The organism is Neisseria sp. HMSC31F04 (assembly GCF_001807735.1).
GTDB lineage: Bacteria > Pseudomonadota > Gammaproteobacteria > Burkholderiales > Neisseriaceae > Neisseria > Neisseria elongata.
This window is the reverse complement of the sequence record NZ_KV790833.1, coordinates 16446-41759: the sequence shown is the minus strand read 5'-3', so window position 1 is coordinate 41759 and position 25314 is coordinate 16446. Positions and strand designations below refer to the sequence as shown.

Genomic DNA, 25314 nt, shown 5'->3' with positions numbered 1-25314 from the left:
GCCTTGTCCTGATTCAAATTTAATCCACTATAAGGTAGGGCGGGGCTGTGCTGCAGTTTGGTAGGAGCTTGTCTTTAGGAAGCTTTGTGTTGGCTGTGCAGAAACTCTGCATCTTCCAACTCTGTTTGAGCTTTGCAGAAGCTCGGCACTGTTCGGTACTTCGTTTCAGACGGTCTTATCAGCAGGATGGTGTGTTTGTTCGGTCAGGCTGCAGGTGTGTGCTGATAGATATGTGGTTTGGAGGCCGTCTGAAAATGTTTCAACAGTATTTAAAATCTGATGAGGACGGTGTCAGTCTTAAAGACTTCAGACGTTGCATAGCTGCGTTTTCAGACGGCCTTTTTGTCGGATTACAGTTCCCCGTAGGAGTGCAGGCCGCTGAGGAACATGTTGACGCCGACAAAGGCGAAGGCGGTGATGAAGAGGCCGATAATCGCCCACCAGGCCAATATTTTGCCGCGCCAGCCGACAACCAGCCGCAGGTGCAGCCATGTGGCGTAGTTCAGCCAGACGACGAGCGCCCATACTTCTTTCGGGTCCCAGCTCCAATAACCGCCCCACGCGGCTTTTGCCCACATTGCGCCAAGGATGGTGGCGATGGTAAAGAACAGGAAGCCGACGGCAATGGCTTTGTACATGATTTCTTCAATGGCGGCTGAATCGGGCAGACGGCTGGCTTTGCCTTTTTCGGTGCTGCGGATGACCATAAGCTGGGCCACGCCGAGCATGGCGGCCATACAGAATGCGCCGTAGCCGATGAAATTGGCCGGAACGTGGATTTTCATCCACCACGATTGCAGGGCGGGAATCAGCGGTTGGATCTGTTGTGCGTTGCGCGCGAGGCTGTACCACAACACGAAGCAGACGATTCCGGCCATCAGTGTGTAGACGAACACGCCCAGCCGCTGCACGGTAAAACGGGTTTCGTAATACCAGTACATCAATGCGCTGATGACGAGGAAAAGGATGAAGACTTCATAGAGGTTGGAAACCGGGATATGGCCGGCATCGCCCAACAACAGGTAGCTTTCGTGCCAGCGGACCAGGAGGCCGGTAAAGCCCGCCAAGGCGGAGATCCAACCGAAGGCGGTACCCATGCCGAGCAGGGTATTGGTTTGGCTTTTTTTGTGTGCGGCCAACAGGGAGCCGCAGGCGTAGGCGAACAGGGCGGCAAAAATCATCGCGCATTGCCACATAATTGCTGACTGGCTGCTGAGGAAATAGCGCAGGAGGAATTTATCGCTGTTGCCGAAGTTTCCGGCATAGAGGGATACGCCGCCGTAGGCCAGTGCCAGTGAGAGCGGGACGAACCAGCGCATGGGTTTGAAAAACCAGCCCAGGCCGACGGTGCAGATTACGCTCGACCACAGGATAACGACTTCGTATACATCCATTCTGTGCGGCAGGGTGTATTGCACGAAGGCGGCAATAAGCGGGATAAGGGCGGCAAACAGCCAGTCTTTGGCATCCAGAGAGTGCCAAAAAGAACGTTCTGCCAAGAGTTCGTGCTGTGGTAGATCGGCGTGTGTTTTAGTGTTGTCGGTGGTTTGCATCATGGTTTAAATCCTCGGCAAGCCGTTTCAGGCCTTGCAGATGTTCGGGGAATTCTCGTTGCAGGTCGCGTTCGTGCCGGCTGGACGACATGGCAAAGCGGATGCCGTTGGGTTCGAATAACAGCCAGAAGCGTTTTTCACGGATGTAGAACATAAAGACAGTGCCCAATACCAGCAGCAGCGAGCCGATGTAAACCAACACCGCACCCGGGGATTTCGTCATTTGCAGGCCGGAGGAGCGGACTTCTTGGAAGCTGTCCAGTTGCAACAGTACGGGGGCGGGATATTCCGTCAGGCCGGTATAGGCATCCATGGCGTGTAATAGGAAACGGTTGCGTTTGTCTTCCTGTTGCCATGCGGGCAGGTTTTGCCGGTTTAAGGCTTCGTCTAAGGTGAGGCTGGCACCGCCGATTAGGATTTGATAGAAATAATCGCGCATTTTTTCCCGTTCGTTTTCAGGAACCGCGGTTTGGACGAATTTATCCAATTCCAGATAGCCGCCGCGGGCAAACAGGAGCAGAGTGTTTTCAACGGCTTGTTTGAATTGCGGACGGATGTCTTCCGGCACGCTGGCGGCTGCGGCTGTGCTGATACGGCTGCGGACGGTTTCGTCGTTCATCAGTTCGCGCCAAATCATGAAGGTGTCGGCCTTGTGTTTGCTGTCGGCAGGAATGCGCAACCAACGGTATTGCTGCTCGAGGCCGGAGCGGGTGCCTGTGATGAAAAAGTAGTCATCTTCCTGCTTGATCGGCAGCATGTAGTTTTTGAACTCTATTGCCTGTCCCGCAGAGTCGCGCAGGCGGTAGATGATGCTGGGACCCAGATTGGTGAATTTTTTCTCCTGTTTCACGGCGCGGGCATCGTTGAGTTTTTGTTTCAAACCTTGCTCTTTTTCGGTCGGTTCGCTCATGTCTTCAACGTTCATCGATGTGAATTTGTCGAATTCCAAAGTGAATTTTTGTTCGCCGCCCATATTCAGCGGAAAACTGTTCATCGATGTGCCTTTCAATTCGGCAAAACGGCTGCTGTTCGCCGCCAAATCCCAAGCTTTGAATTGGAGGCCGGAGCCGCCGTCGGCAAAGCTTGCCTGGTAGATAGAAATGCCGTGCAGGGTAAGCGGGTGGTTTACCCGGATGGTGTGTTCGCTGACCTTGCCGGTTTTTTTATCGGTAACTTCCAGATCGCTGGCAAAATCACTCGGCATGCCGGTATCGTAGAAATCGATGTGGAATTTTTTCAGTTTGACCGAAAACGGCAACTGTTGAACTAAAAGCCCTTGGTCGGCATTCAGGAAAACAACGTCGGCTTCTTGCCCTTCACTGAGGTTGACGTTACCCCGGAATGACGGATTGCCGGCGCTCAAGATGCTTTCGGACTTGAAGTCGCGGGCGAATACCGCTGTGTTGTCGGGGGTGATTTTCCCGGTCAGCATGCCGATTTTTAATAGTAGATTGCTGTCTATCAGGCCGCCGAGGCAGATGACGATGATGGCCAGGTGGGCAAAAATGTATCCCCATTTGTTGGCCGCCCCTTTTTTACCGGCAACCAATACCGAGCCGTCTTCACGTTCGACTTGTTTGACAGCGAAGCCGCGGACGTTGAAATAACGCATGCCTACAGACGGGGTGAGGTCGTTTTCCAACAGGGCAGTGTGTTTCATGGCTGCAAGCGACTGCCGGCTTGCTTTCAGGCGGAACGAGCGCATTTCGCGCATAAAGGGCGGAATGTTGCGCCACAGGCAAAGGCCGGTGCTGAGCACCAGAAACAGCATGATGACGACAAACCAGATGGAGGAGTAAACGTCAAACAGACCGAGTGCTTGGAAAATCCGGCTCCAGAAAGGGCCGAATTTGACGATGTAGTCGGTGTAGGACAGGTTTTGCTGCAAAACCGTGCCGATGACCGAGGCGATGCCTAATACGCACAGCAGCGCAACCGCGAAACGCATGGAGCTTAAAAAAGCGAACCATGGGCGGCGGATAAGCGGGATTTTTTTACCGGTTGCCATCTTTAGGGAAGAGAAATTTCGGGAAAACAAAGAGGTGGATTCTACTACAAATCGGGCTGCCGATACGTTGGATGTACCGGCAGCCCGATGGTCATTGTTTATTCCAATGGTGGTATTCAGACGGCCTTTATCAGATGGAGGCCGTCTGAAATCAGTGCAGCCCTTGGATGAAGTTGGCTACGGCGTTCATCTCTTCTTCAGACATGCGTTTAACTACGTCTTCCATCATGCTGTTGGGACTTTTGCGCTGACCGGAGGCATAGGCTTTCAGCTGCGTCATGGTGTAGTCTTTGTGCTGGCCGCCTAAGCGTGGATAGGCTGAAACATCGGTGCCGCTGCCCGGCATGCCCGCGCCGCTTGGGCCGTGGCAAGCCATGCAGGCAGGCAGTTTTTTCTCGGACAGCCCGCCGCGGAAGATTTTGGCACCCAGGTCCAGATTGTCTTTCGGATTGGCTTCGCCAGGTTTCGGAGTTTGAGTGGCATAGAAAGCGGCCACGTCAGCAATATCCTGAGCACTCAGGCTGCCCACCATCGGGCGCATTGCTGCCGCCCCGCCGGTTGTCCGTTTGCCGTCTTTGATGGCGACGGTTTCTTTAATTATGTATGTGGCATGTTGCGCCGACAGTTTCGGGTAGGAGGAAATGCCGCTGTTGCCGTCGGCGGCATGGCAGGCCGCGCATACGGTTTGGGCGATCTGCTTGCCTTTGGCCAAATCGGCCTTCGGCGCGGCAAACACCGCACCGCACGCCAATGCCAGAGTCAGTAAGGTGGTACGTTTCATGGAAGGCTCCTGATTGCGGCATTGCGGTATCCGCAATACCCTTTTTTATCTGTGATACTCAAAATATGCGGCGGAATTCCGTCGCTTTAAACCGATTATTCGGCAAACGTGGTATTCTATACCAAATTTACCTGTTTTTTCCATAGTTATGAACTTATTTCAAAACGCAAAATTTTTTACTACGGTAAACCACTTGAAAGATTTGCCCGATACGGGAGCCGAAATAGCCTTCGTCGGACGGTCCAACGCGGGCAAATCCAGTGCGATCAATACGCTGTGCAACCATGTTCGGCTGGCCTATGTATCGAAAACGCCCGGCCGTACGCAGCATATCAATTTTTTCGAACTGGCCAACGGTCATTTTATGGTTGATTTGCCCGGTTACGGCTACGCGGCCGTACCGGAGGCGGTGCGTCAGCATTGGGTAACCCTGTTGGGCGATTATTTGCAGACACGGCGGCAACTCATCGGTTTGGTGTTGATTATGGATTGCCGCCATCCGCTCAAGCCGCTGGACATCCAAATGTTGGATTTTTTCGCCAAAACCGGCAGGCCGGTGCATATCCTGCTTTCAAAGGCCGACAAATTATCTAAGAACGAACAGATTAAAACCTTGTCTTCTGTCAAGAAAGCGTTAAAACCGTTTTCAGAGCGGCAGGATGTGTCGGTGCAACTGTTTTCGAGTTTGAAAAAGCAGGGCATGGAAGAAGTGGAAAACGTGGTGGGCGGCTGGTTTGCACGGTTGGAGCCGGAGCCGGCGGAAGAAGGTTGTCCTGTTTGAGCATATTTGGGACATCCGCACGGCCGAAATTTGATTCTGATACTTGAAGCCGTCTGAAAAGGCGGGTATTGTAATCGAAAGAGATTCACATTCAGGTAAATGATGCCGTCTGAAAACCGTTTTTCCGGTTTCAGACGGCCTTTTCAGGAGAAAAATATGCAACAGCCCGACAATCCCAACCGCCGCAAACTGCTCAAAACCGCTGCCGCCGTTTCGGCCGCCGCCGCACTGACGGCCTGCGGACAAGGCGGCCAATCCGCTCAAACGGCTTCATCGCCCGAGGGTAAAGCCGCCGCCGACTGCTCCGGCAACGGCAGCCACAGCCAAACTTCCTACGACTGCTATGGCGTACATCAGGCCGGCATTACGACACCGCACCAAACCTTCGGCATCCTCTGCGCCTTCGATGTTACCGTTTCCGATATTTCCCAGCTCATCAACTATTTTCGCACCCTGACCGCCCGCATCGAATTTCTGACCAAAGGCGGAGAACTGGTGGACAGCGACGAAAAGCTGCCCCCTGCCGGCAGCGGCCTGCTGGGCAAAACCGTCCCGCCCGACGGTCTGACCGTTACCGTATCCGTCGGCGCGAGCCTGTTTGACGCACGTTTCGGATTGGGCGGCAAAAAGCCCAAGCATTTGCAGGAAATGAAGGATTTCCCCAACGACAAACTGCAAAAAGAATGGTGTGACGGCGACATCGGCATCCAAATCTGCGCTTTTTCGCCCGAAACCTGTCAAAACGCCCTGCGCGACATCATCAAAAACACGGCCAAATACGCGATTACCCGTTGGTCGCTGGACGGCTGGCTGCCCAAGGCCGAGCCGGGCGCGATTGCGTCGCGCAACCTGTTGGGCTTCCGCGACGGTACGGCCAACCCCGACGTCAGCAAGCCTGAAATCGCCGACCAAGTATTGTGGACGGGTGTGGCTTCCAACAGTTTGGACGAACCGGCATGGACGAAAAACGGCAGCTATCAGGCCATACGCATCATCCGTCATTTTGTCGAATTTTGGGACAGGACGCCCTTGCAGGAGCAACAGGCCATTTTCGGCCGCGAAAAATACAGCGGCGCGCCCTTAGGCATGAAAAAAGAGGGCGACATTCCCGACTATGCCAAAGACCCGGAAGGCAAGGCCGTCCCTACCGACAGCCATATACGGCTGGGTAATCCGCGCGACCCTGAGTTCATGAAAAAGCATTTGCTGTTCCGCCGCCCGTTCAACTATTCCATGGGTTTGGCCAAGTCCGGCCAGTTGGACGTCGGCCTGATTCTGGTTATGTATCAGGCCAATCTTGCTGACGGTTTTATCTTTGTGCAAAACCTACTCAATCTGGAACCCTTGGAGGAATACATCAGCCCGTTCGGCGGCGGTTATTTCTTCACCCTCCCCGGCGTGGAAAAGGGCGGTTTCCTCGGCCAAAGTTTGCTTGTAGACAAATAAACGCGCCCGCCACAGTTTGAGGCCGTCTGAAACCCCGTTTCCGTATCGCAAGCGGGTTTTCAGACGGCTTCTGTATCGGCAGGCAGATTTGCAGTACGGCGCAAATCGGTTTATAACCGCCGTTTTCCCAATTCGGAGTTGCCCCCATGCCCTTGCAAGACAAGCTGCCGCACCCCATCCTGCCCGACGGCACGCGCAACGAAATTCAGGCGCGCGAAAGCTATCATTTGCTGAAAATCATGTCTGAGTTCGTCGAGGCAGGCGAAGAACTGCGCGCCATCTATCCCGCTGTCAGCATATACGGCAGCGCGCGCACGCCGGTAAACCATCCCGACTACCTGCTGGCCGAACTGATTGCCCGCCGCCTCTCGGATGCGGGCTTCGCGGTGATTTCCGGCGGCGGGCCGGGGATTATGGAGGCGGCCAACAAGGGCGCGTTTGCCGGGCGCAGTCCCGCCGTCGGCCTCAATATCGTGCTGCCGCATGAGCAGCAGTCCAATCCGTATCAGGATTTGTCGGTCAAATTCCAACATTTTTTTCCGCGCAAAGTGATGTTTGTGAAACACGCTGTGGCGTATGTGGTGATGCCCGGCGGCTTCGGCACGCTGGACGAGCTGTTTGAAAGCCTGACGCTGGTTCAGACCGGCAAGATTCCGCCCCGTCCGATTATTTTGGTCGGCCGCGATTTCTGGCAAGGGATGATTGATTGGATAGCCGACCGGCTTTTGACGCGCGGCTTTATCAAGCCCGACGATTTGGATTTGTTTGAAACGGCCGACACCGCCGACGAAGTAACCGATATTATTTTCCGCCATTACGAAAACTGTACCGACGGGTTCCGCATCAATCCGAACACCGATTGGGAATTGGGTTTGTAAGGGCGCAGGAGGGAGCGATGCAGCCTAAACTGCTTATCTTCGATTGGGACGGCACACTGGCCGACACCACCAACCCGATTATCGAAACCGTGCAGCAGGCCTTTTACGAATGCGGGTTGGCCACACCGCCTGCCGACCGAATCCGCAATTTAATCGGCCGCAGCCTGATGCAGATGATGCAGCAGCTTGCCCCGTCTGCGGGCATGGGCAAGCATGAAGAACTGGTGGAAATTTATGCCGCGCACTATTTGAATCCGAACAACCGCCATATGCGGCTGTTTCCCGACGTGCTGCCCACCCTCGAACGCCTGCGGGAGGCAGGGTATTGGCTGTCGGTGGCCACGGGCAAGGGGCGTAGCGGTTTGAATCAGGCCATAGCCCAAACTGGTACGGGGGATTTTTGGCTGGCAACGGCCTGCGCGTCCGAATGCCCGTCCAAGCCCGCGCCCGATATGGTGTGGCGGCTGTGCGACGAACTGGGCGTGATGCCGTCTGAAAGCATCGTCATCGGCGATACCGCCTTCGATCTCGAAATGGCCGCCCATGCCGGTGCGCGCGGGATAGGCGTGACAACGGGCGCGCACAGCCGCGAAACCTTGCAGAGCGCGCCGAACATCGGTATCTTGTCGTGCTTTGGCGAGCTGGAAGGCTTTTTGCAACGGCAAGGAAGCATAGAGGCCGTCTGAAAACAAAGCAGACACCGTTTACACATCAGGAAAATCATTTATGAGCTTTAAAATCCAACGCGAAGAAGAACAGCAACAGGCACAACCCAGCCTCCATCCTTCGTCCGGGCCGTCTGAAAACGAAAGCTGGGAGCGCGACACGCTCTACAAGCTGTTGATGAGCGTACACAAGGAGCAACGCAGCAGCCGCTTGTGGCGCAATATTTGGCGCGGTGTCGGCGCGATGCTGTTTGCCGGCACGCTGTTCACCATGTACAGCTGCAGCAGCGGCGGCACCGGTACCGGCGGAAACAGTTTGGGCAGCGCGTTGCACAAACAGTCGAAAGAACACACTGCCGTCATTCGGTTGAACGGCGTCATCGGCGGCGGTTATCAAGACCAAGTGGCGATGCTGCGCGACGGATTGGAAGCCGCCTACGCCAACGGCAAAGTCAAAGGCATCATCATCCGTGCCAACAGCCCCGGCGGTTCGCCCGTCATCTCGAATACCGCCTTTGAAGAAGTGCGCCGTCTGAAAGCGGAACACAAAGACATCCCCCTGTATGTCGTTACCGAAGACATGTGTGCTTCAGGCTGCTACTACATCGCCGCGGCGGCAGACAAAATCTACGCCGACCCGTCCAGCCTGGTGGGCAGCATAGGCGTCATTGGCGGCAGCTTCGACTTTACGGAGCTGATGGATAAAATCGGCGTCAAACGCCGTCTGAAAACCGCCGGCAGCAACAAAGGCATGGGCGACCCCTTCTCGCCGGAAACGCCCGAACAGCAGGCCATCTGGCAGCAAATGCTCAACGACATACACGGCGAATTCATCAAAGCCGTCAAATCGGGGCGCGGCAGCCGCCTGAAGGACAACGATCCCGAAATATTCAGCGGCCGCGTTTACACCGGCTTGGAAGCGAAGAAAAACGGCCTGATAGACGACTTCGGCAACATTTACAGCGTCGCCCGCGATGTCGTCCAAGCCCCCGAACTGGTGGATTACACGCCTGACGAAGACGATTTGGCGCGCGCCATCAGCCGCCGCCTCAACGGCGAAGTGCAAAACCAAGTAAGGGAAGGCCTGCAAAACCTGGCCAAGCCCGGCTGGTAATTCGGCAAACGCCGGAGGTCGTCTGAAAACCTGCAAACGGTTTTTCAGACGGCCTCTTTTCTATGTTAGAATGCGCCCCGTTTTTGACAGCCCGCCTGCGCCGCAGGCAGAAATCATGGAACTTCCCGGTTCGTTTCCCGAAAATTCCCGCTTCTCCACCTGATTCTAAACCCGCCTGAATGCGCCGCCGCCTTCCTGCGGGCGGAGCATTTATGACCACACCGAACATCCCCACCCCTGCCCAGGCCGCAGACGGCCAACGCCTCGATTTGGATATCGACCACGTTCACGAACTGGCCGACGCACTGCTGCCCGTTTACGCCGATATTTCCGCCGGGCGCGCGCCTGCCGACGAAAACCTGAACGCGAAACTGGTCGAGCTGACCGCCATCCTGCACGAACTGCACCCTGCGGACATGGCCGTCCTGCTCGAATCGCTGCCGCCGAAAGAGCGCGTCGTCGTGTGGAAACTGGCCGAGCCGGAAGACGACGGCGACGTATTGCTGGAAGTGTCGGAAGCCGTGCGCGAAACCCTGATCGAAAGCATGGGCAAAGACGAACTGCTGGCGGCGGTGGAAGATTTGGATGCCGACGATTTGGCCGAACTGGCCGACGATTTGCCGCACCAGGTGGTCTATGAAGCCCTGCAAACCCGCGACGAGGAAGAACGCGAGCAGGTAAAGGCGGCGATGTCGTACGAAGACGGCCTGGTCGGCGCACTGATGGATTTCGAATTGGTCAGTGTGCGTGCCGACGTGAGCTGCGAGGTCGTGTTGCGCTACCTGCGCCGTTTCGAAAGCCTGCCCGACCACACCGACAAAATCTTCGTCGTGGATGAAGACGACATCCTCATCGGCGTGCTGCCCATCCGCAAACTGCTGGTATCCGACCCCGAAGATTTGGTTGCCGACGTGATGGCGACCGACGTGGTGCGTTTCCGTCCGTCCGACGATGCGGAAGAGGCGGCGCAGGCGTTCGAACGCTACGACTTGGTTACCGCGCCCGTCATCGATGAAAACAACAAGCTCATCGGCCGTATCACGGTGGACGAAATGGTGGACGTTATCCGTGAAGAATCGGAAGCCGACATTTTGAACATGGCCGGTTTGCAGGAAGAGGAAGACCTGTTCGCGCCGGTGTGGGATTCGGTGAAAAACCGCTGGACGTGGCTGGCGGTAAACCTCTGCACCGCATTCGTCGCCAGCCGCGTCATCGGCGCGTTTGAAGGCAGCATTTCCAAAATCGTCGCCCTTGCCGCACTGATGCCGATTGTGGCGGGCATCGGCGGCAATTCGGGCAATCAAACCATCACCATGATTGTCCGCGCCATTGCCGTCGGCCAGTTGGCCGACATCCAGACCGGACGGCTGCTGAGGAAGGAAATCGGTGTTGCCCTGGCCAACGGCTTGATTTGGGGCAGTGTGATGGGGCTGGTGTCCTTCCTGCTCTACGACAGCATCGGCATCGGTTTGGTCATGGTGGCGGCGATGACGCTCAATCTGCTGCTGGCGGCGGCGGTGGGCGTATTGATTCCGATTGTGATGGAAAAACTCGGCCGCGACCCCGCCCTCGGCAGTTCGGTACTGATTACCGCCGTAACCGACTCCGGCGGTTTCCTGATTTTCCTCGGCTTGGCAACGGCGTTCTTACTGTAGTCTGTACGGATAAACCGAGAGGCCGTCTGAAACCCGATTTTCAGGTTTCAGACGGCCTCTTGCCTTTTATCTGCCGCTCTTAATGGTGATGATGGTGGTGCGGTTCCGTATTCGCCCGCGCAGTGCCGACAGGCATAATCAGTGTGGCATACGCGGTAGAGTCGCCGCATACTTTGGTGTCGGCAAACGGGGTTTTGTGTACCAGCCTGATTTTCCACAGCCCTTCGGTCAGGGGGATGATGTTTACTTTTCCCTGTTTGTCGGTTTTGCCGGAAAAGGCCTGCGGTTCGCGGTGGTCGTGCGTGGCCGCCGGGTCTTTTGTAGCAACGGTATCGGCGGTGGCGGTTACCGTCGCGCCTGCCAGCGGTTTGCCTTCGTATAGGATTTGTACCGGAAACAGGCTGCCCGGCCGCACGGTGTTCGGATTGGCCAATGGTACGATTTCCAAGGTTTGGCCGATCGGGCGGCTGATGGCGGACAAATCTTCGCCGTCATCGACGATCAGTACGCTTTTTCCAAACATCCGGCTCTGTTCGCACGATACCGCTTCGGGACGTTCGGCCAAATTTTTCTGTTCCCATTTGCCCGCCGCGTCTTTCGACCAGAATGTCGGTTTGTAGGTTGCGCTGATGATGTAACTGCCTTTTTTCAGCTTGCCGCCGGTGTATTGGTAATTCTCGCCCTGTTGTTTCATGTTGCTGTGTTTGTCGTCGGGGGAAGTCAGTTGCAGCGGGGCGAAGATATGCAAACGGTCGTCGGCAATTTTTTCGGCATGAGGGAAGTCGTGGCTGTAGGCCAAGTCGGCGCGGAGGGTGTCGGACGAGGCGAGTTTTGCCGGGGCGTTTACCCACACTTCGTGCGCCTGTGAGGACGCGCAAATGCCGATTAAGGAAATCAAAAGCAGTTTTTTCATCATTTCACCTTGGCAAAGGTTGTTTAACGGAAATGATACATTATCACATTGTCTTTTCCGTGCATAGTCGGAAACCAATGGGGTGAACCATGGTGTCGCCGTTTGCTTGTTATCCAATTGTACGAGGCCGTCTGAAAGGTGTTTTCAGACGGCCTCAAGATGATGGTGAAAACGGTAAAACGGATTATTCGCCGATAGTGCCGATGTGATTGGATTCTTCCGCCGAAGCTGCTTCGGGGGTGGCAATGCCGGCGGCGTTTGTGTCAACGGCAGGTTCGGAAGCGGCTGAGGCAGTTGCTGCGGCCGGTATGGCGGCGGCAGATTCTTCCGGTGCCACCAATTCGTCGATGTCTATGTCTTCCCCGCTGCCTTCAGACGGCTTCAAACCAAGCTGGCGGCGGCGTATTTCCATGTAGCCGTCGCGCATCATGATATAGGGGTCGAGGGCGGCTTCCTCCATGCCGTCGGTCAGGTCGAGCAGGCTTTCGCGCGTGCTGACCGCATTGACGGCAGAGGCTGCAGCCCGGCCGGCGGTGGTGTGGAATACGGCATTTTGCACCGGATAGGCCATCAGTGCGGTCGTGCCCAGGCTGTCGCGGACGGTGGAGGGGCCCAAAATCGGATAAACGAAGTAGTTGCTGTTTTTCCAGCCCCATGAGGCGAAAGTGTCGCCCAAAGTGTTTTTGTTGTTCGGGATGCCGCCCGCCCCGGCCACGTTGATCAGACCGCCCAGCCCGAAGGTGGTGTTGACGGAAACGCGCATGAAGTCTTCGCTGGCGCGTTTGATGTCCAAACGCAGCAGGTTGCTGCCGAAGCTGACCACGTCGCGCAGGTTGTTGAAGAAGTTGCCCACGCCGGTGCGTATCGGGCCGGGAGTAATTTTGCGGTAGCCGCGCGCAACCGGCGCGAGGACGTAGCGGTCTGCTTTGTCGTTCACTTTGAACATGAAACGGTTGTAGCGTTCGTAGGGGTCTTTGCTTTTTGCTTTGGCCGGCTGCCGGGCGGGTTCGGAGGCCGTCTGAAAAGATGTGCCGGATTGTGTTGCGTTTTGCGGCGGCGCGGTTTCTTTATCGGCGGCGGCAGCGGGCAGGGCGGCAAGCAGCAATGCCAGTGCGGCGGTGTATGCGATGGGGTGTCGTTTCATGGCGTGATCCATTCTCGGACTTCGTACAGTTCGGCCAAGTCCGCCACGGCGGGCGGCATATGCCTCAGTTCGGGACGGCTGCCGTTGCGGCGCAGTACGGAAAACAGCAGCGACAGGCAGGCCGAATCGGCACGGCTGACCGCAGACAAGTCCACAGCTTTGATGTCGCCGCCGCTCAGCTGCACAAATTGGCGGTAGGCACTGCCGTGCACGGTTTTGACGGTGATTTCGCCGTCAAGGTGCAATATGCCGTCGCGGATTTCGCAGTTCATTATTTGCCGCCGTTTTTGTTTCTCAATTCTTGAATCAGGCCGTCAAAGCCTTTGTTTTTAATGGTTTCGCCGAATTGGTTGCGGTAAACGGTAACCAGGCTCGCGCCTTCGATGGCCACGTTGTAGACGCGGTATTTGCCGCCGCTCTGATAGGTGGTGAAGTCCATATTGACCGGTTTGCTGCCTGCCTGGCTGACTTCCACGCGGACGATGACTTCTTTGCCGCCACGGTTGATGATGGGGTTGCCTTTGACATCGACGGCGGCATTTTTAAATTTCAGCATGGTGCCGGAGTAGGTGCGGATTAACAGGGTCTGGAATTCTTTGGCCAAATCCTGTTTCTGCGCCGGTGTGGCCTGCGTCCAGGGTTGGCCGACGGCTTGTGCGGTCATGCGCTGGAAGTCGAAATAGGGCAGGGCGTAGTTCTCCGCCTCTTTGCGTACGGCCGCATCGTTGCTGCCGTTGGCTTTTTTCAGGATGGCCAATACTTGGGCGGCATTTTCGCGTACTTGGGAAACCGCCTGTTGCGGCGTGGCCTGTGCGCTGCCTGCTGCGGCAAGGGTAATCAGGGCTGCTGTGTAGAATGTGGTTTTCATGTTGTAACTTTCTCGGTTCGGGAGTTGTGGGGTTAGGGTTGGCTGTCGGCTGTTTTTTCAGACGGCTTGGCATTGCTTTCCGCCATATTGGTCATGAATTTGCCGATCAGGTTTTCCAGCACCAGTGCGGAGCTGGTCAGGCTGATGGTGTCGCCGTCGGCCAGGCTGTCGCTGTCGCCGCCCTGCATCAGGCCGATGTATTGTTCGCCAAGCAGGCCGGAAGTCAGGATTTGGGCGGAAACGTCGCTACTGAAAGTGTATTGTTTGTCCAATTGCAGCGTTACTTTGGCCTGATAGGTTGCCGGGTCGAGCGCGATGTTTTGCACGCGGCCGACCAGTACGCCCGATGCTTTGATCGGTGCTTTTACTTTCAGCCCGCCGATGTCGGTGAAGTTGGCATAGACGGTGTAGGTTTGCCCGCTGCCGCCGCCGAAATTGCCGCTGCCGGCAACGCGGAAGGATAAGAAGGCCAGTGCGGCGATGCCGATCAGGACGAACAGGCCGACCCAAAATTCCAAAATGCTTCGTTTCATGAAAAATTCCTTGGTTGTAATTGCGCTGCATTCAGCCGGTAAACATGAAGGCGGTCAGGATGAAGTCGATCGCCAGTACGACCAGCGCGGACGATACGACCGTGCGCGTGCTGGCGCGCAGGATGCCTTCGGACGTCGGCAAGGCGTGAAAGCCTTGGTGGACGGCTATCAGTGTAACCGCCACGCCGAAAAAGGCCGATTTGATCAGGCCGTTGAGTACGTCGTAGCCGAAGGAGATGTTGTTTTGCATCTGCGACCAAAAGATGCCGCCGTCCAAACCCAGCCATTGCACGCCGACCAAATACGCACCGTAAATGCCCGCCACGTTGAAGATTGAGGCCAAGAGCGGCATGGAAAACACGCCCGCCCAAAAGCGCGGCGCAACGACGCGGGCAACGGGGTTTACCGCCATGACATTCATGGCTTCGAGTTGTTCGGTGGCCTTCATCAGGCCGATTTCGCTGGTCATCGCGCCGCCCGCGCTGCTGGCAAACAGAATGGCCGCCAATACGGGGCCCAGTTCGCGCAGCAGGGAGGCAGCCACCATGTAGCCCAAAATGTCGGCCGATTTGAATTTGGCCAGCTGGGTGTAGCCCTGCAAGCCCAGCACCATGCCGACAAACAGGCCGGAGACGGCGATAATCAGCACGGAAAGCACACCGGCAAAATACACTTGCCGCACGCTCAGGCGGAAGCGTAAAAGCGATGTGCTGGAGTGCGCCAGTATCTGCAGTAGAAACAGGCAGACGCTGCCGAGTGCCTGTATAAAGCCGAGGGTTTTCGCCCCGACGGTTCGGATAAGGTTCATATTTCGGTTCAATTGTTTTTTCAGACGGCCTTTTGTATTCGGCAGGCCGTCTGAAAACTGGTTTAACGTCCCAGCAAATCCTGCTGCAAAGTTGTTTGCGCCGGATAGCGGAAGGCGACGGGGCCGTCGGCCAGGCCGCCGACAAACTGGCGCACCCAAGGCGAATCGAGTTCGCGCATTTCCTGGGGCGAGCCGGAAAATACCACTTCGCCGTGTGCCAAAAAAATCACCTGATCGACGATTTCCAGCGATTTTTCAATATCGTGCGTAACCATCACGCTGGTGGAACGCAGTGCTTTGTTGGCACGGCTGATTAAGTGGGCGATGACGCCGAGCGAAATCGGGTCGAGTCCGGTGAACGGTTCGTCGTACAGCATCAATTCGGGGTCGAGCGCGATGGTGCGCGCCAAAGCCACGCGCCGCGCCATGCCGCCCGACAATTCGGCGGGCATCAGTTTTTCTACGCCGCGCAGGCCGACGGCATTCAGTTTCAGCAGCACCAAATCGCGGATGACGGCTTCGGGCAGTTTGGTCAGCTCGCGCATCGGGAAGGCGATGTTGTCGTATACCGACAAATCGGTAAACAATGCGCCATGCTGGAACAGTACGCCCATGCGGCGGCGGTGTTCGTGGAGTTCCTGCGCCGAAAAGGCCGACAAATTGCGCCCCTGAACCAGCACTTGTCCCGACTGCGGGCGGATTTGGCCGGTAATCAGCCGCATCAGCGTGGTTTTGCCGCTGCCCGAACCGCCCATTACCGCCGCAAACGCGCCCTGCGCGATGCGGAAGCTGACATCTTGCAGTATCGGACGTTCGCCATAGGCGAAGATGACGTTTTTCATTTCGATAAACGGCTGGGTCATGGTGCGGCTCAAAGTTGAAAGCTTTGCATTCTAAATATTTGTTGCAGCAGGGGCAAATTTTCAGACGGCCTGTACGATGCTTTAAACGCGGAAGTGTATGCAAACGGCTGATATTGTGCCGTTTCAACGGCTGTGGGTATGCTCGAACCTGTTGTGCTTTTCAGACGGCATGCCGTATTGCAGGCCGTCTGAAAAACAGGATGGGCGGTGTGGTAAATCTGCTAGAATCCCAGTTTGCCGTCTGTTTTGGCAGGTGGCTGCCATCAATAGGAAAGAAAGGACAATAAAATGGATATGGAAATTTACCGTCAGGCATTGTCTTCCGTTTGCCTGCCGGGTTGTACGCGCACCTTGGGCAGCGAAAAAGCCGTTAAAAAACTGCATGAAGAGGCAGACGGCCTGCATATCGAGTTATCTTTCGGTTTTCCGACCGCGCATTTGTGGGACGGGCTGGCCGAGCGTGTTCAGACGGCCTTAGCTGCCGCAGGCAATACCCTGCCGCTGCATCTCGAAATCACCACCGAAATCGCCACGCACAAAGTGCAGCCCGGCGTGGCAACGATTAAAGGCGTGAAAAACATCATCGCCGTGGCCTCGGGCAAGGGCGGCGTGGGTAAATCCACCACTACCGCCAACCTGGCGATGGCCATGGCGCGGATGGGCGCGCGCGTGGGTGTGCTGGATGCCGATTTATACGGTCCCAGCCAGCCGACCATGCTGGGCGTGCAAGACCGCAAGCCCGATCAGGAAAACAAAAAACTGATTCCCGTGGAGGCGGACGGCGGTATTCAAGTAATGTCCATCGGCTTTTTGGTCGATACCGATCAGGCCGTGGTTTGGCGCGGGCCGATGGTCAGCCAGGCTTTGCAGCAATTATTGTTTCAAAGCGAATGGGACGATGTGGATTACCTGTTTGTCGATTTGCCGCCGGGTACGGGCGATATTCAGCTTACCCTGTCGCAGAAAATCCCCGTTACCGGCTCGGTGGTCGTTACCACGCCGCAGGATATCGCACTGATAGATGCGCGCAAGGCGGTGGATATGTTTGACAAAGTCAATATCCCGATTTTCGGCGTGCTGGAAAATATGTCGGTACACATCTGCTCCAACTGTGGCCATAGCGAAGCAATTTTCGGCAGCGACGGCGGTAAGGCCTTGGCTGAAAGGTTGAACGTGCCGCTTTTGGGCCAACTGCCGCTCACATTGGCAGTGCGCGAAGCGATGGATAGCGGTACGGCTAAGGCTCTGCAGGAAAACCATCCCGCCGTTGCCAAACTTTATACCGATGCGGCATTCAACATTGCACTGACGATTGCCGATAAAGGCAAGGATTACAGCCAGGCGTTTCCGAAGATTGTGGTGGAATAAAGCGCTTTCGCTCAAACGGGCAAACGGCAAAAGGCCGTCTGAAAACCAAGTTTTCAGACGGCCTTTTGCTGAACTTATTTCTTAAACGCATCCAGCGGCGCAAAAGCTTTGAAATCGGTGTTCTTATCAAGCAGCACCGTCCAGTCTTTGTTTTCCTGTGAGGTAAACGGCAGATAATACAAATCGGCACTTGGCAGCCCGCTTTTACTGATGGCCTGAGCCAAAGCGGGATGGCCGGGATACCGTTTTTCCAGTTCGGCCACCGGCCTCATTTTGCTGCGGATGCGGTCGCGGTGGGTTTCGTTTTCCGCTTCCCACCAAGCCGGCAGCATGCGCGGTTCTATCCCCTGCATGGACATTTCGATTCTCGCCTGCTCCTCGTCTCCGCTTTTGGAATCCCGCACGGCGATTCGTTTCACGCCCGTCCAGGGCAGCTGCCGGAATTCGGGCAAAGCCTCATTCAACCTGTTTTTATCGATTTCTGCCGCGCTCACAGTCGTAAAGCGGTCGTTTTCAAACACCACCCAAACGGGGCGCACCGCAGTCACCGTATACAACCCGTATAGCAGCGCCGCCGCCTGTATCATGCCAACCAACAGCAAATCCGTTACTGTTTCCCGTTTCGGCTTGGCCGGATTAGCCAAAACCGACGTCAATACCGGCCCGCAGATAATGTCCACGGCCACAATCAAACCGAAAATCTGCAAACCGCCCATCAAATCCGGATAAGGCTGCGGATACCAGACGAAAAACACCAATGCGGCAACCACGGCCGCCACCAAGATATTGATAAGCAGATGTATGGATGCAAGCCGAAGGGCAAAACGCCATCGGGAAAGTTTGGGTTGGGTCATACTGTTTCTCAAACCATTTCAATTCATTAAGGAAATCACACCTACAGTAAAAATCTTCGCAAAGCCGGCAGATTGCGAAGATTTTCATATCATGCGGATGTTGATTAAGAAAGCGTGCACAAGCTGTTGATCGAAGGCAGGTTTACGGAAGAACCATTGGGCTTTTTGATGCTGCACGTCCATCCGCCTTCCGCATCGCGAGTCAGCGTGATGGTTGTGCCGTGCAGGGTGTTGGTCGCGTTTTTTCCCAAAACAATGCTGATGTCTTTGAAATTTTTAGACGCATCCTTCGTGATGACGGCCGAGCTGATGATGTTGGATTGTGGGATGGTGGAATTGAGGCCGATGTATTCGCGTTTGACGCCGTCGGCCACCGTATTGTCTTCTTCCGGCCGCAGGGTCGGGAAATTGCCGTTGCCCAACACGGTTTCAATGCTGGTTACCGTGGATTTCACTTCGTAATAAGCGCGGTTGAGCTGCGTGCGGACGATATAGTTCTGATACTGCGGAATGGCGATGGCCGCCAGAATGCCGATGATTGCGATCACAATTATCAGCTCGATCAGGGTAAAACCCTTTGTGTTTTTTGCGTTGTTCATACTGACTTTCTCATTAACATGCGGCGGCCGTCCGGCCTGCCGCTTAAAATCTGCTGCGGTAAATAAAACGTTTGATTTCGTCTGCCCCCTCGGCGGGAGATTCCGCCCAACCCGAGGCCAGCAGCACGGTGACGCCGCCTTCGCCGTCTACCATGGCCACGGAAGAGGCGGCGGGCAGATTGCCGTCGCGAAACCAAACCAAAGAGCGGCCGTTTTCCCGATAGGGAAACATGGCATAGCCGTAACAGTCGCGCATTTGCGCCAAATTGCAGCTTACATTTTCCGGCAGCGAAGTGATATTAAGCTTTTCCCGTGCCAACATGGCGCGGATTTCTTTTGCCGCACCCAATGCGCTGCCCGACAGGCCTGCGGCAGAGGCCGCCGCAGCGTAATCGAAAGAAGAATAAATGTCTGCAAGGCCGGTAAGCCCTTTTTCGACATAATTGTAACTAACTTCGTCACTTTCCTGCTGTTGGCGGATGAATTTCAGGCCGTCTTGCGCCAGAGGGTAAAGCCTGCCCATCGCCTCGGTATAAGTGCCGCCGCCCGATTTTCTCGCCACGATTTCGCCCAAGAGGCAATAGCCCAAATTGGAATAGCTGGTGCGGCTGCCGGGCGTGAAATTCAAACGGATTGTTCCCAGTTCGGCCAAATGGTTGGGGCAGAGCGGTTCTTCGTTCGGGTTGAACATATCGATGCCGAGCATGGAATAGCGGTCGAAGCCGCCCTGATGCAGCAGCAGATGGGCAACCGTGATGTCGTTCATGCGCGGATCGGTTTGGTTGCGGATTTCAGGCAGGATGTCGACGGCTTTGGTATCCAGGCCGATTTTGTTTTCGTTGACCAGCGCCAGCACGGCATCGGCCGTCCACAGCTTGGTCATGCTGGCATAGCGGAAACGCGTTTGCTCCGTTACCGCATCGGAAAGATAAGGCTTGTCGAAAAAGCCGTTTTCGCAATGGAATTCCCTGCCCTGCGCGTCGATATAGGCGATTTGGTTGGCAGGGGCGACTTGGCGCTCGACGGAAAGCCGCAGCGCGCCCTCCATCCAGGCGGGGCTGCCCGGGCTGCACGAAAGTTTGGACAAAGCCAGCTTGGCACGCAGGGGATAGAGGGCATGCCATGCCGCGTTGCGCGCCATATTGTCGACATAAAAATGGATGGCGGCGGCAGCAGCAGCCAGCAGCACGGCCACAGTGAGCATATCTTTGGTTCGTTTGGCGGACATCGTAGAAACCTGCTTTCGACGGCACTAATGATAAAAACGCACCCGCGCGGGGTGCGTTTCTTGAATAACCAGAATAAGAAATATCTTGATTATTAGTTAGAAGAAGCAGCAGCTGCAGCAGCAGTAGCAGAGCAACCGGTCGGACGGTATTTCTCATCGATGTTGGTAGAGCAAGACCAAGTGCCTTCAGCAGTACGCGCCCAACCCAAAGTTTTGGTTTTCAGAGCAGTGGCAGCGTTAGTACCGAAAGTAGCATTAATAGTGGCAGTACCATTATCGTTGATGGTTACAGTCGGGTAACCAACAGCAACGGTAGTAGCAGCACCCAGCAGGTTGGATTGGGTAGCACCGGTTACACAGGTAGTGGCAACTTGACCGGCAGCAGGAGTACCGCTGTGGATAACGGCAGCAGTACGACCGTCCAAGATACAGGTTTCAACAGCAGTTTTGATCTGGGAAGTTTCACCCATTACGCGGGAAGCCTGCGAGCGGGTAATGTAGTTTTGGTATTGGGGGATGGCGATGGCAGCCAAAATACCGATAATAGCGATTACGATCATCAACTCGATCAGGGTGAAACCTTTTTGCATTGCTTTCATGATTAACTCCAGTTAAGTGTTTGGTAAAAGTTACCGTTTTAAAAATCAGCTTTGCCGCCCCATGCGGCGCCGCCTTGTGGTTATCCCATAATGTGCTTGGCACATATTCTTTCAATTTGCTTCAGGCTTCGCTTTCCGGCGTTGCCTGTTGCGGATGAAATGTATCAAGCAAAGCTTGTGCCAACGGAGTATTTCCAGCTATTTTTTTATCTAAAAATTTGTTTATTATGGATTTTAAATTTTAATCAAATTGTATGTAGTATCTGATTGGCATGAATGACAGGTGTATTTTTACGGCAGATTTGACGTTTAGTGGCAGGTTGGAAGGGACGCTGGGCGGCAGTTGACGGATTTTGTCAGTTATTTGTCATGGATTGGTAGGGTGGCTGTTTTTAGTCGATTTAAATAAGAACGCCCTGTATCATCATTCCCACGCAGGCGGGAATCCAGACCGTCGCATCACAATCCTTTCCTATCAATGCCTGAAAACCCAAACTCTGAATTTTCACCTACGCGGGAATGACGATATAGGGCGTTTTTTATTTCTATCCACTATATAAACCAGATTTTCAGACGGCCTCTCCATTATTCCGGATCATCCGTAAACGCATTCGCCCGAAAGATTGGTACGAACGTCAACAGATAAAGCACGAACACGGCGATGGTCAGAATCGCAGGAACAGTAATGAAGAATATCGGATTCACGTTCATTAAAACAGCGCGCGAGACGGCGGCGGCGAAGAGGATGGGGACGGCGATGCGGCAGAGTTTGGGGTAGTCGAGTTTGGTAAAGCCGCTGTGCCACAGTCCGGCAGTCAGCCACACCATCATCACGCCGCCCATCATGCCGCCGAGGGTAATCAGGTGCAGGGGCGCGGAGGCAGGCAAGTTTTGCAGTTTCGCCGCGCCTGTCCACAAATAGCCTGCGGCGGCAAAGAGTTGGAGCAGGTAATAGGTGCGGACGTAGTGTTTGCGCAGGAGTTCGTGATGGTGCAGTTCGCGCAGCTTGGCAAGCAGGATGAAGCCGACGGCAAGCGCGGTAAAACCGGCGGTTTGCGCAGGCAGCCAAAGTTCGGCGGCGGCGTGCAGGAGCAGGAAGGTGATGGCGATGTTTTTATAGACGACGTTGGGGATGAATACGGGGTCTTTCAGACGGCATTCTTTGAGGGCTTCCGCGCCTAGAAGGACGCTGACGCGCACGGATACGAACATGACCGCCGCCATGTTCAAATGCACTTGCGCGCGTAACAGGTTCAAATCGCCGCTGACGGCATAGGCCGTCTGAAAAACGGTAAATGTGGTAAGCAGCATTAGCAGGGCGAAGTTGTCGGTGTTGCGGTCGAGCCAAATCAGCCAGGCGCAGAACAGCAGCAACACCAGCCAATAAGCAGCAACGAAAAACGAAGCGGTTTGCGGCGCAAACGGCAGCAGGACGGTTGCGGCGAGCAACAGCGCCGCCAAGACGGTGGCAACAGGTTTCAGACGACCTTTATAACCCGTCCATTCAAGCATGGCGGCAGTCAGAAAACCGCCGTATGCCGCAGGCAGCATGAGTTCTAAGAAGATTTGGCGGTGCAGGACGATGGCGCCGGGGCTGATGAAAAACACCAACGCGCCGAGTATGGCAAGCGCCGCCGCGCCGACGAAAAACGGCCGCATGGGGTGGGTAAAAAATTTATTCATAGCTTGGCTTGATTCTGCATGAAGATGCTTTCGGATATGGATTCATTGGGTGGACAGAGCCGTATCTTTTACCAAAGAGGCAAGCCTGAGGCTTGCTTGCCCTCTCCCTAACCCTCTCCCACGGGGAGAGGGGATTAAGCTGTCGAGCCCGAACATTTTCAGGTTTACCTGCCATCCGATTTCCAATCCTGCACTCTCTGATTTTCAGCAACCTGCTCCCCTCTCCCCGTGGGAGAGGGCAACGAACCGCAAGGTTTGTCAGATATTCAAATGCCCGTATCATTCATATTATTGATATTATTGTTCGAATTGTATTATTTTCAATAATAATAAATAACCCTAAACCAATATAAATAACAGCTATTATCCAACGACTAAACTTCTCTACAATTTCACCAACACCTGAAATATTAGCCAATCTTTGTGCTGTATATACTAAAACAAAAATCAATATAAAAAATACAAGAAGAGTAACTAATAAGTCGACAAGATCTAAAGTCACAAAGTAAGGAACAAAAAGTCCAATATTATCTGCACCACAACTAGCCACTGTAACCAAAGCAACAATACCGACTAATTTTGACAACCCTTTTTCATCCAATTCTTTTTTAGCTCTTTTTTCGCCCTCACAATCGTCGTAAATAGCAACTTTAATACCTAAGTAAATCGGTATTAAACCTAATAAACCTAACACCCATTTTTCCGGAACATAATTCAAAACAAAAGCTAGAAATAAACTAACTAATATTAAAATTACAGAACCTAAATATTGTCCGATATAAATATCTCGATATTCTTTTCTAGTATTTGCTCTAGCAAAAAATATTAATAGTATTACCAACAAATCTACTGCTGTAGCAATATATAAAACAGCAGCAGTAATCACAGTCGAAAACATAAAGCACCTCATAATGAATCCCCTGCCCCCTTGGCACCACGGCTTTTTCAAAAACCGAATCGCGTTCGGATAACAGATTCGTATCTTTCGCTAAAGAGGCAAGCCTGCGGCTTGCTTACCCTCTCCCTAGCCCTCTCCCACGGGGAGAGGGAATCGGGCTGCCAAACCCTAACATTTTTAGGTTTACCTGCCATTCGATTCCCAATCCTGCACCCTCTGATTTTCAGAAACCTGATTCCCTCTCCCCGTGGGAGAGGGTTAGGGAGAGGGCAACGAACCGCAAGGTTTGTCAGACACTCAAATCCCCTCATCACTCATAATAATGAATCCCCTGAAACTCCCTTGCCACCACGGTTTCTTCAAAAGCCGAATCGCGTTCGGACAACGGCGTGGGCAGGGTTATCACGTTTTGCACGTTCATGCCCTTAGTGGAAAGCAGCATGATTTCATGGCTCAGGCGCGCGGCTTCGAAGCGGTCGTGCGTTACCAGCATACATGCCATGCCCTGCCGCTCGATTTTTTCCACCAGCATGGCGACCAAAATATCGCGCAAATCGCGGTCCAAACCGACAAACGGCTCGTCCAGCAAAGCAAGGTCGCAACCGCACAGCAGCAGGCGCAAAAACGCCACCCGTTTCGCCATGCCGCCGGACAATTCGGTCGGATATTTGTTCAAATCACCCGCAGTCAGCCCGACTTTCGCCGCCAGCGCGATGATTTCGCCTTCATCGGGTTTGTCCATAAAAATCGCAATATTCTGCATCGCGGTCAGGTTTTCCGGCAGGCGGTTTTCCTGAAACAGAAAACCCGTTTTACAGAAAGTATTGTGTATCGTGCCCGATTTCGGCGTTTCCAAGCCCGCAATCAGCCGCAAAACCGTCGTCTTGCCGCAGCCGCTCGGTCCGAACAAAGCCTTCACTTCGCCATGTTGCAGGTTCAAACTGAAATCGCGCACGATGGGGTCGCGGAGAATTTCAAAACGCACGTTTTCAAGACAGAGCATCATCTCCTCCACGGCATAAACAAAATTTCCAAAGGCTTGGTAATCAGGTATTCAAACAGCGACACAAACACGATAACCAGCACCACATAAGCCATCACCGTCGAAGTTTCCAGCATCGCCCTCGCGTCCGCAATCCGCGCGCCCACGCCTTCGCTCGCGCCCAAGAGTTCCGCCATAATCACCACCTTCACCCCCATCGCCACCGCCACGCCGATGCTGGAAATCACATAGCCTGTCAGATGCGGGATATACAGATAACGGATTTTTTTCAGACGGCCTAATTTATAAGCGTCAAACAACTCCTCATGCTGCTTGTTCACGCTCGCCATCCCGACTGCCGCACTCGCAAACGTCAGCGGCGCAACCAACACAATAATGGTAAACAACACGCTCGGATTGCCGAAACCGAACCAAAACAATGCCATCACCACCCAAATAATCGGCGGCATCGCCAACAAAATCGTAATCACAGGCTTGAGCAACGCCATCGCCGTCTTAAAACTGCCCGCCACCAGCCCCGCCGCCAATCCCGCCGCCAGCGCAACCGAAATCCCCACCACCGACCGCCACAGCGAAATCCCGATTTCGTTTTCCTGAAAATGTTTCAATAAATCCAAAGACTTTTGAAACACCTCCACCGGCGCAGGCAGCATAAACTCGCCGAACACGGCACTGCCCCACGCCCACAACGCCACCACCACCATCGCCACGCCCAGACCGGCAAAGCCGCTCCAAAGGTAGTCGATGATGTAAAACACCGCAGGCTGCGGTTTGCGGATTTTGTCGGTTTTAATCATGGTTTGGGTGTTGGTTTGTCGTTATGTTTTGGCAAGGATAGGCCGTCTGAAAAAAGTAGGTCGGATACTCGTATCCGACAGCCCCCATTTAGCCGAAATGTCGGATTCAAGAATCCGACCTACGCTGCTACCCGCCGTCATTCCCGCGCAGGCGGGAATGACGGCTCTTTGTGTACTGTTCGAACTATTATCTGATAGGCCGTCTGAAAAGAGTAGGTCGGATACTTGTATCCGATAGTCCTGTTTAGCCGAAATGTCGGATTCAAGAATCCGAC

General features: G+C 54.5%; 25 protein-coding genes. 7 read left to right on the top strand and 18 right to left on the bottom strand.

Going from position 1 to position 25314, the window contains the following annotated elements:
* Positions 1-350: 350 nt before the first annotated feature.
* The 3 genes from ccsB to HMPREF3107_RS10525 form a co-directional block, all read right to left on the bottom strand.
* The gene (ccsB, locus tag HMPREF3107_RS10535; protein ID WP_070455322.1) at positions 351-1556 is read right to left on the bottom strand and encodes a c-type cytochrome biogenesis protein CcsB; all 1206 of its coding nucleotides are present in this window, start codon (positions 1554-1556) and stop codon (positions 351-353) included.
* Entirely contained in the window at positions 1531-3561 is a 2031-nt protein-coding gene (locus HMPREF3107_RS10530) for a cytochrome c biogenesis protein ResB (protein WP_070455321.1), read from the bottom strand. Before HMPREF3107_RS10530 ends, ccsB begins: the two co-directional genes overlap by 26 nt.
* 151 nt (positions 3562-3712) lie before the next feature.
* Complete coding sequence (locus HMPREF3107_RS10525; protein ID WP_070455319.1) at positions 3713-4342, bottom strand: c-type cytochrome; 630 nt, start codon at positions 4340-4342, stop codon at positions 3713-3715.
* Positions 4343-4490: 148 nt separating this feature from the next.
* Between HMPREF3107_RS10525 and yihA the strand changes: the two genes are divergently transcribed.
* From yihA to mgtE, 6 genes are all read left to right on the top strand, one after another.
* A complete protein-coding gene (gene yihA, locus HMPREF3107_RS10520) occupies positions 4491-5123 on the top strand; it encodes a ribosome biogenesis GTP-binding protein YihA/YsxC (RefSeq protein ID WP_070455317.1) in 633 nt (210 codons plus the stop codon).
* Positions 5124-5279: 156 nt separating this feature from the next.
* Positions 5280-6569 carry an iron uptake transporter deferrochelatase/peroxidase subunit gene (gene efeB / locus HMPREF3107_RS10515; protein ID WP_083284680.1) on the top strand — a complete coding sequence of 430 codons (1290 nt, stop codon included), beginning with the start codon at positions 5280-5282 and terminating at the stop codon, positions 6567-6569.
* Between the two features lie 146 nt (positions 6570-6715).
* On the top strand, positions 6716-7447 hold the full coding sequence (locus HMPREF3107_RS10510) for an LOG family protein (protein WP_070455315.1): 732 nt from the start codon (positions 6716-6718) through the stop codon (positions 7445-7447).
* 17 nt (positions 7448-7464) lie between these two features.
* On the top strand, positions 7465-8133 hold the full coding sequence (locus HMPREF3107_RS10505) for an HAD hydrolase-like protein (protein ID WP_070455313.1): 669 nt from the start codon (positions 7465-7467) through the stop codon (positions 8131-8133).
* Between the two features lie 40 nt (positions 8134-8173).
* Entirely contained in the window at positions 8174-9226 is a 1053-nt protein-coding gene (locus HMPREF3107_RS10500) for a S49 family peptidase (RefSeq protein WP_070455311.1), read from the top strand.
* Between the two features lie 212 nt (positions 9227-9438).
* Complete coding sequence (gene mgtE, locus HMPREF3107_RS10495; protein WP_070455309.1) at positions 9439-10881, top strand: magnesium transporter; 1443 nt, start codon at positions 9439-9441, stop codon at positions 10879-10881.
* Positions 10882-10960: 79 nt separating this feature from the next.
* On the opposite strand, the gene HMPREF3107_RS10490 is transcribed toward mgtE, so the two are convergent.
* From HMPREF3107_RS10490 to HMPREF3107_RS10460, 7 genes are all read right to left on the bottom strand, one after another.
* Positions 10961-11794: a DUF4198 domain-containing protein gene (locus HMPREF3107_RS10490; RefSeq protein WP_070455307.1), complete on the bottom strand. Its 834-nt coding sequence runs from the start codon at positions 11792-11794 to the stop codon at positions 10961-10963.
* A gap of 184 nt (positions 11795-11978) precedes the next feature.
* Positions 11979-12938, bottom strand: coding sequence for an MlaA family lipoprotein (locus HMPREF3107_RS10485; RefSeq protein ID WP_246828631.1), 960 nt, complete (start codon positions 12936-12938; stop codon positions 11979-11981).
* Positions 12935-13210, bottom strand: a complete 276-nt coding sequence (locus tag HMPREF3107_RS10480) for an STAS domain-containing protein (RefSeq protein ID WP_070455303.1) — start codon at positions 13208-13210, stop codon at positions 12935-12937. Before HMPREF3107_RS10480 ends, HMPREF3107_RS10485 begins: the two co-directional genes overlap by 4 nt.
* Positions 13210-13806, bottom strand: a complete 597-nt coding sequence (locus tag HMPREF3107_RS10475) for an MlaC/ttg2D family ABC transporter substrate-binding protein (RefSeq protein WP_070455301.1) — start codon at positions 13804-13806, stop codon at positions 13210-13212. The genes HMPREF3107_RS10480 and HMPREF3107_RS10475 overlap by 1 nt, the downstream gene beginning before the upstream one ends.
* Before the next feature lie 32 nt (positions 13807-13838).
* Positions 13839-14339, bottom strand: coding sequence for an outer membrane lipid asymmetry maintenance protein MlaD (mlaD, locus tag HMPREF3107_RS10470; RefSeq protein WP_070455299.1), 501 nt, complete (start codon positions 14337-14339; stop codon positions 13839-13841).
* Between the two features lie 31 nt (positions 14340-14370).
* Positions 14371-15147 carry a lipid asymmetry maintenance ABC transporter permease subunit MlaE gene (mlaE, locus tag HMPREF3107_RS10465; protein WP_070455297.1) on the bottom strand — a complete coding sequence of 259 codons (777 nt, stop codon included), beginning with the start codon at positions 15145-15147 and terminating at the stop codon, positions 14371-14373.
* A 62-nt stretch (positions 15148-15209) separates the two neighbouring features.
* Positions 15210-16010 carry an ABC transporter ATP-binding protein gene (locus HMPREF3107_RS10460; RefSeq protein WP_070455295.1) on the bottom strand — a complete coding sequence of 267 codons (801 nt, stop codon included), beginning with the start codon at positions 16008-16010 and terminating at the stop codon, positions 15210-15212.
* Positions 16011-16298: 288 nt separating this feature from the next.
* Between HMPREF3107_RS10460 and apbC the strand changes: the two genes are divergently transcribed.
* Positions 16299-17378, top strand: coding sequence for an iron-sulfur cluster carrier protein ApbC (gene apbC, locus HMPREF3107_RS10455; protein ID WP_070455293.1), 1080 nt, complete (start codon positions 16299-16301; stop codon positions 17376-17378).
* A 74-nt stretch (positions 17379-17452) separates the two neighbouring features.
* Here apbC and tfpZ read toward each other — a convergent pair whose 3' ends face one another.
* The 8 genes from tfpZ to HMPREF3107_RS10415 all read right to left on the bottom strand — a co-directional run bounded on the left by tfpZ (position 17453) and on the right by HMPREF3107_RS10415 (position 25039).
* Positions 17453-18232, bottom strand: coding sequence for a TfpX/TfpZ family type IV pilin accessory protein (gene tfpZ, locus HMPREF3107_RS10450; protein WP_070455291.1), 780 nt, complete (start codon positions 18230-18232; stop codon positions 17453-17455).
* 104 nt (positions 18233-18336) lie between these two features.
* A complete protein-coding gene (locus HMPREF3107_RS12640) occupies positions 18337-18831 on the bottom strand; it encodes a pilin (protein ID WP_070455289.1) in 495 nt (164 codons plus the stop codon).
* 43 nt (positions 18832-18874) lie between these two features.
* Positions 18875-20059, bottom strand: coding sequence for a serine hydrolase domain-containing protein (locus HMPREF3107_RS10440; protein WP_070455287.1), 1185 nt, complete (start codon positions 20057-20059; stop codon positions 18875-18877).
* 92 nt (positions 20060-20151) lie between these two features.
* Positions 20152-20649 (bottom strand): pilin, encoded by a 498-nt coding sequence (locus HMPREF3107_RS10435; RefSeq protein ID WP_305799407.1) that lies wholly within the window; start codon positions 20647-20649, stop codon positions 20152-20154.
* Between the two features lie 594 nt (positions 20650-21243).
* On the bottom strand, positions 21244-22341 hold the full coding sequence (locus HMPREF3107_RS10430) for an NnrS family protein (protein ID WP_070455283.1): 1098 nt from the start codon (positions 22339-22341) through the stop codon (positions 21244-21246).
* 283 nt (positions 22342-22624) lie between these two features.
* The gene (locus HMPREF3107_RS10425; protein WP_070455354.1) at positions 22625-23239 is read right to left on the bottom strand and encodes a CadD family cadmium resistance transporter; all 615 of its coding nucleotides are present in this window, start codon (positions 23237-23239) and stop codon (positions 22625-22627) included.
* A gap of 310 nt (positions 23240-23549) precedes the next feature.
* The gene (locus tag HMPREF3107_RS10420; RefSeq protein WP_210391430.1) at positions 23550-24242 is read right to left on the bottom strand and encodes an ATP-binding cassette domain-containing protein; all 693 of its coding nucleotides are present in this window, start codon (positions 24240-24242) and stop codon (positions 23550-23552) included.
* Positions 24242-25039, bottom strand: a complete 798-nt coding sequence (locus tag HMPREF3107_RS10415; protein ID WP_070455279.1) for an ABC transporter permease — start codon at positions 25037-25039, stop codon at positions 24242-24244. The genes HMPREF3107_RS10420 and HMPREF3107_RS10415 overlap by 1 nt, the downstream gene beginning before the upstream one ends.
* Between the last annotated feature and the right edge of the window lie 275 nt (positions 25040-25314).

Bases quoted from the DNA above. Each gene is read 5' to 3' on its own strand.
- HMPREF3107_RS10415 (WP_070455279.1), bottom strand. From the start codon at position 25,039: ATGATTAAAACCGACAAAATCCGCAAACCGCAGCCTGCGGTGTTTTAC.
- mgtE (WP_070455309.1), top strand. From the start codon at position 9,439: ATGACCACACCGAACATCCCCACCCCTGCCCAGGCCGCAGACGGCCAA.
- HMPREF3107_RS10440 (WP_070455287.1), bottom strand. From the start codon at position 20,059: ATGTCCGCCAAACGAACCAAAGATATGCTCACTGTGGCCGTGCTGCTG.
- yihA (WP_070455317.1), top strand. From the start codon at position 4,491: ATGAACTTATTTCAAAACGCAAAATTTTTTACTACGGTAAACCACTTG.
- efeB (WP_083284680.1), top strand. From the start codon at position 5,280: ATGCAACAGCCCGACAATCCCAACCGCCGCAAACTGCTCAAAACCGCT.
- HMPREF3107_RS10525 (WP_070455319.1), bottom strand. From the start codon at position 4,342: ATGAAACGTACCACCTTACTGACTCTGGCATTGGCGTGCGGTGCGGTG.
- HMPREF3107_RS10500 (WP_070455311.1), top strand. From the start codon at position 8,174: ATGAGCTTTAAAATCCAACGCGAAGAAGAACAGCAACAGGCACAACCC.
- HMPREF3107_RS10530 (WP_070455321.1), bottom strand. From the start codon at position 3,561: ATGGCAACCGGTAAAAAAATCCCGCTTATCCGCCGCCCATGGTTCGCT.
- HMPREF3107_RS10485 (WP_246828631.1), bottom strand. From the start codon at position 12,938: ATGAAACGACACCCCATCGCATACACCGCCGCACTGGCATTGCTGCTT.
- HMPREF3107_RS10460 (WP_070455295.1), bottom strand. From the start codon at position 16,010: ATGACCCAGCCGTTTATCGAAATGAAAAACGTCATCTTCGCCTATGGC.
- HMPREF3107_RS10480 (WP_070455303.1), bottom strand. From the start codon at position 13,210: ATGAACTGCGAAATCCGCGACGGCATATTGCACCTTGACGGCGAAATC.
- HMPREF3107_RS10505 (WP_070455313.1), top strand. From the start codon at position 7,465: ATGCAGCCTAAACTGCTTATCTTCGATTGGGACGGCACACTGGCCGAC.
- ccsB (WP_070455322.1), bottom strand. From the start codon at position 1,556: ATGATGCAAACCACCGACAACACTAAAACACACGCCGATCTACCACAG.
- mlaD (WP_070455299.1), bottom strand. From the start codon at position 14,339: ATGAAACGAAGCATTTTGGAATTTTGGGTCGGCCTGTTCGTCCTGATC.
- tfpZ (WP_070455291.1), bottom strand. From the start codon at position 18,232: ATGACCCAACCCAAACTTTCCCGATGGCGTTTTGCCCTTCGGCTTGCA.
- HMPREF3107_RS10510 (WP_070455315.1), top strand. From the start codon at position 6,716: ATGCCCTTGCAAGACAAGCTGCCGCACCCCATCCTGCCCGACGGCACG.
- apbC (WP_070455293.1), top strand. From the start codon at position 16,299: ATGGATATGGAAATTTACCGTCAGGCATTGTCTTCCGTTTGCCTGCCG.
- HMPREF3107_RS10420 (WP_210391430.1), bottom strand. From the start codon at position 24,242: ATGCTCTGTCTTGAAAACGTGCGTTTTGAAATTCTCCGCGACCCCATC.
- HMPREF3107_RS10435 (WP_305799407.1), bottom strand. From the start codon at position 20,649: ATGCAAAAAGGTTTCACCCTGATCGAGTTGATGATCGTAATCGCTATT.
- mlaE (WP_070455297.1), bottom strand. From the start codon at position 15,147: ATGAACCTTATCCGAACCGTCGGGGCGAAAACCCTCGGCTTTATACAG.
- HMPREF3107_RS10430 (WP_070455283.1), bottom strand. From the start codon at position 22,341: ATGAATAAATTTTTTACCCACCCCATGCGGCCGTTTTTCGTCGGCGCG.
- HMPREF3107_RS10425 (WP_070455354.1), bottom strand. From the start codon at position 23,239: ATGTTTTCGACTGTGATTACTGCTGCTGTTTTATATATTGCTACAGCA.
- HMPREF3107_RS12640 (WP_070455289.1), bottom strand. From the start codon at position 18,831: ATGAACAACGCAAAAAACACAAAGGGTTTTACCCTGATCGAGCTGATA.
- HMPREF3107_RS10475 (WP_070455301.1), bottom strand. From the start codon at position 13,806: ATGAAAACCACATTCTACACAGCAGCCCTGATTACCCTTGCCGCAGCA.
- HMPREF3107_RS10490 (WP_070455307.1), bottom strand. From the start codon at position 11,794: ATGAAAAAACTGCTTTTGATTTCCTTAATCGGCATTTGCGCGTCCTCA.